The sequence below is a fragment of the Vibrio sp. 14N.309.X.WAT.E.F5 genome (genome assembly GCF_030397615.1).
GTDB lineage: Bacteria > Pseudomonadota > Gammaproteobacteria > Enterobacterales > Vibrionaceae > Vibrio > Vibrio lentus.
Genome location: NZ_JAPNXR010000037.1, coordinates 1 through 3689 on the forward strand (window position 1 = coordinate 1; position 3689 = coordinate 3689).

Consider the following 3689-nt stretch of genomic DNA (forward strand, 5'->3'; position numbering starts at 1 on the left):
CGAACCGAGGTCCACGGATTTGCAATCCGCTGCATAGCCACTCTGCCAAGGCGCCTTAATCAACATAAAAATATATTGAAGTGTTTAAAGAGAACCACTCTTTGTCCAACACTCTACTTAAAGTAGAAACTAGATAGATGGTGCCCCGGGCCGGACTTGAACCGGCACAGCGCGAACGCCGAGGGATTTTAAATCCCTTGTGTCTACCAATTCCACCACCAGGGCAACGCAATCATGCGATGCTGATTACTGAAGAGTAAAACACCATCTCTCTGCGACCTAAGCCGTGAGAACGAGGTGTACTTTAACGGATAGAAAAAATTCGTCAACAGTAAATTTTATCTTTCAATTCAAGTGATTAATTATCGAACTCAAACGAATGAATTTAGTGCAGCTTGTACGGTTCTTATACGTAGGTTTTGAGTTTTAACAGGAACTCATAAGCCGAAATCCAGTTTGGAGATTCACTAAATACTGTTGATTCCATTGAATGAACAAAACACTCCCTCGTTTTCATGTGCTTTTCACATTCAAAGACTAAAGTTTTAAGTAACGACTATTACGAAATAAAAACGTGAAACCACTTAAACGATACCAATATGAACGCTATGCCGTGCTCTGTAACCTCGCCTACCCTAGAGTCTTTAAGCAAACTCGTTACGGTTTTGATCCTAATGGACAGCGCATCATAAAGAATCAATTTGGTAAAACCATGATTCGAGTCTTATGGAGCAGCGACAAAGATGAAGTCGTCGTGGTTATCAAGGGGTCACACAGTGTTTCTGACTGGCTACTCACTTTTGCACTATGGACCAGAAGCTGTAAAAAAATTGGGCTCAACTATCGTGTTCATGCTGGTTTCTATCATCTCATGTTTCAAGAAAGCCAACCGAGTCGTAACGAAGACAAGCTTGGGCAAACCGTTATCGAACGTTTAGAGGCCACGCTCATACCATTGTTAGAACAAGGAAAAAGGATTTCTATCACCGGGCACTCTTCTGGCGGCGCGATTGGCTGTGTATTTGCTGACTACCTAGACCAAAAGTACCCAGGCTGTATTAAACGCATTGTCACGTTTGGCCAACCCGCTGTGGGTGATTGGAGTTTCAAAAAGAACTACCGTTTGAGCAAGAAAACCTACCGTATCTGTTGCGACATAGATATTGTCACCTTCATGCCTCCCGTACCTCTGTTGTATTGGCATGTAGGGAAAGTGCTTTGGCTCTATAACGGCAGGATCTACGAAAACACACCGACATTAATCCGCCTTGGTCGCTCTATCTTTAGCTGGTTGATAAGGCCTTTCTCTTACCACTTAATGAGCAAGTATATCCGTAACAAAGATTTCTTTGATAAGCACTGAGACAGTAAATCAAGTTGACGCTGGCTGCATAAAAAAGAGCACAAGCCTGTGAGTGACTTGTGCTCTGTATGGTTTTGACTGAACTTAAAGTTTAAATCTTGAGAGTTCTTGTTTGAGATCGTTAGCTAAATGGCTGAGTTGATCGGCTTGCGAGACTGCATCTGTTGCATCAAGTGCCATTACATCACTTACTTCACGGACAGATTCCGTATTCGCATTGATTTCCGCGGTGACTAAAGACTGTTCTTCAGCAGCTGAGGCAATCTGAGTCGCCATATCACTGATCATCTGAATCGCTTCACGGATTTGAGCCAAGCTCTCTCCGGCCATATCCACATCGTGCACGCTTGTTTTCGCCATATCGTGACTTTGTGTCATCACTTTAACCGCACCATTCGTCGCTTGCTGTAGGCGTTTGATCTTGTCTTCGATCTCTTCTGTTGAAGCATGAGTACGTTGAGAAAGCACACGAACCTCATCAGCAACCACAGCAAAACCTCTCCCTTGCTCACCAGCCCTAGCTGCTTCAATGGCCGCATTGAGCGCAAGTAAGTTCGTTTGCTCCGCTATTTCGCGAATCGTCGCCAAGATAGACGCGATTTGCTGACCATGCTCTTCAAGCTCACTGATGATAGACACAGCACTTGTTAGCTCAGTAGCGAGGTCATTAATCGATGATTGGCTTTTAGCCATCTGTTGGAAGCCTTGCTCGCTCAACTCCACCGAGTGAGTCGCACTTTTCGCCGTACTCTCAGCATTCGTGGCGATTTCGGCTGTTGCTGTCGCCATTTCTGTCACAGCCGTTGCCACCATCGTGATCTCATCTTGTTGCCTGCTCACACTATCACTGCGCTTCATCGCACTGGTATTAGCATGCTCGGCACCGCTGTTCATCGCGGTAGAAACTTGAGTGACGTTTTGCATCATTTGATGGAGCCGATCAACGAAGACATTAAACTTATCGGCAAGTTGACCCACCTCATCTTGGCTCGAGACTTGTAGTCTTTGGGTGAGGTCGCCTTCTCCTTCCGCAATATCAGCTAATGCTTCACTCACTCGACCCAGCTCGACTAATTGACGAGCCACGAACCATGAGGTTGCTGCAGCCATAACGATCAAGACAATCAAACCTGTGGTGATTTGACTAATCAACATATCGAACAGCGGCTGCTCTAATACGTCTTTATCCATTTCAATCACAAGTAACCAGTCAGTGCCTTTAATCGGCTCAGCCATGATGACTCGCTCGGCACCATCTACTTGAGTAAAGATCGTCGTCAAGTTTTGCGCAGCACTGTTCAAGCCAGACACACTCAGCTCTGGCGCAATATCATTGACTTGTTTCAGAATGAAATCTTTATTTTGATGAGCAACGACCGTTCCTTGCTTATCGATAAGAATCGCACGCCCATTCCCCGGAACCTGAATGGCTAATACGTCTTCAATCAATTTGTCTAATGCCAAGTTTGATGCAACAACACCGATGATCGATCCATTCTCGGTCACTGGGTCTGTCAGTGTCACCACCAAGGTTTGCATCGTCACACTCACATACGGCTTGGTTGTCACTGCGCGGTTCTCAGCTAAGGTTTGTTTGTACCAACCTCGGACTCTTGGGTCATAGCCCGCTTTATTCAATGAAGGATCATGACGGAACATCTCACCTTCTTTGTTACCGTAATAACTCAATCCAAACCCACCAGATACCAAGGTTTGACGTAAATGAGGAACGATATCTATTGAAGGGTTAAGCTGCACTTGTTGCTTAAGTCCGTGTACTGCTTGTTTCTTATCATAAAACCAGTCACTAATGCCCTTTGCATGAGCTTGAAGTGTATTACGACTTTCACTTTCTATTGCTTGCCAGCTGTTTGTTTGAAACGTCTTATAACCCATGAAAAGAAGAATGGCAGATGTAACAGCAATCGCCAAAACTACAGAGAAAACCATTTTCCTCTTTAGACTAAATTGCATATTTAAGAACCTCTTATAGAACAATTAAAGAAATATAAAAGAGGGACACTATCACTCATACACATGTTTTAATTTGGGTTATCCCATAAAACAATGAAACAAATTTAGCATTATGGTTAATTGTGACTTTGATTTATTTACCTGTCTATCAACAAAGGTTCAACTTAGGATCTCATCAAAATAGAGTGGGTCTATGAAAGGTAAAGGGGAGAAATGAAGAGGCAAGGATGAAGAAACAAGAAACAAAGAAGCCAGAAACGAAAAAACCAGCCACAAGGACTGGTTTCTTCTAAATGATGGAGGCGCCTCCCGGAGTCGAACCGAGGTCCACGGATTTGCAATCCGCTGCATA

General features: G+C 44.1%; 2 protein-coding genes and 1 tRNA gene. 1 reads left to right on the forward strand and 2 read right to left on the reverse strand.

All coding sequences use genetic code 11. The features are described 5' to 3' along the window. Positions 1-138: 138 nt before the first annotated feature. A tRNA-Leu gene (locus OW495_RS22960) sits at positions 139-225 on the reverse strand. Positions 226-574: 349 nt separating this feature from the next. On the opposite strand from OW495_RS22960, the gene OW495_RS22965 reads away from it, so the two are divergent. Then, positions 575-1363, forward strand: a complete 789-nt coding sequence (locus OW495_RS22965; RefSeq protein WP_099165180.1) for a lipase — start codon at positions 575-577, stop codon at positions 1361-1363. Positions 1364-1447: 84 nt separating this feature from the next. Here OW495_RS22965 and OW495_RS22970 read toward each other — a convergent pair whose 3' ends face one another. Beyond that, the gene (locus OW495_RS22970) at positions 1448-3313 is read right to left on the reverse strand and encodes a methyl-accepting chemotaxis protein (RefSeq protein ID WP_083717813.1); all 1866 of its coding nucleotides are present in this window, start codon (positions 3311-3313) and stop codon (positions 1448-1450) included. Positions 3314-3689 lie beyond the last annotated feature (376 nt).

What these genes read in the sequence shown, in the direction of transcription:
- OW495_RS22970 (WP_083717813.1), bottom strand. Translation starts at nt 3,313, where the DNA reads ATGGTTTTCTCTGTAGTTTTGGCGATTGCTGTTACATCTGCCATTCTT.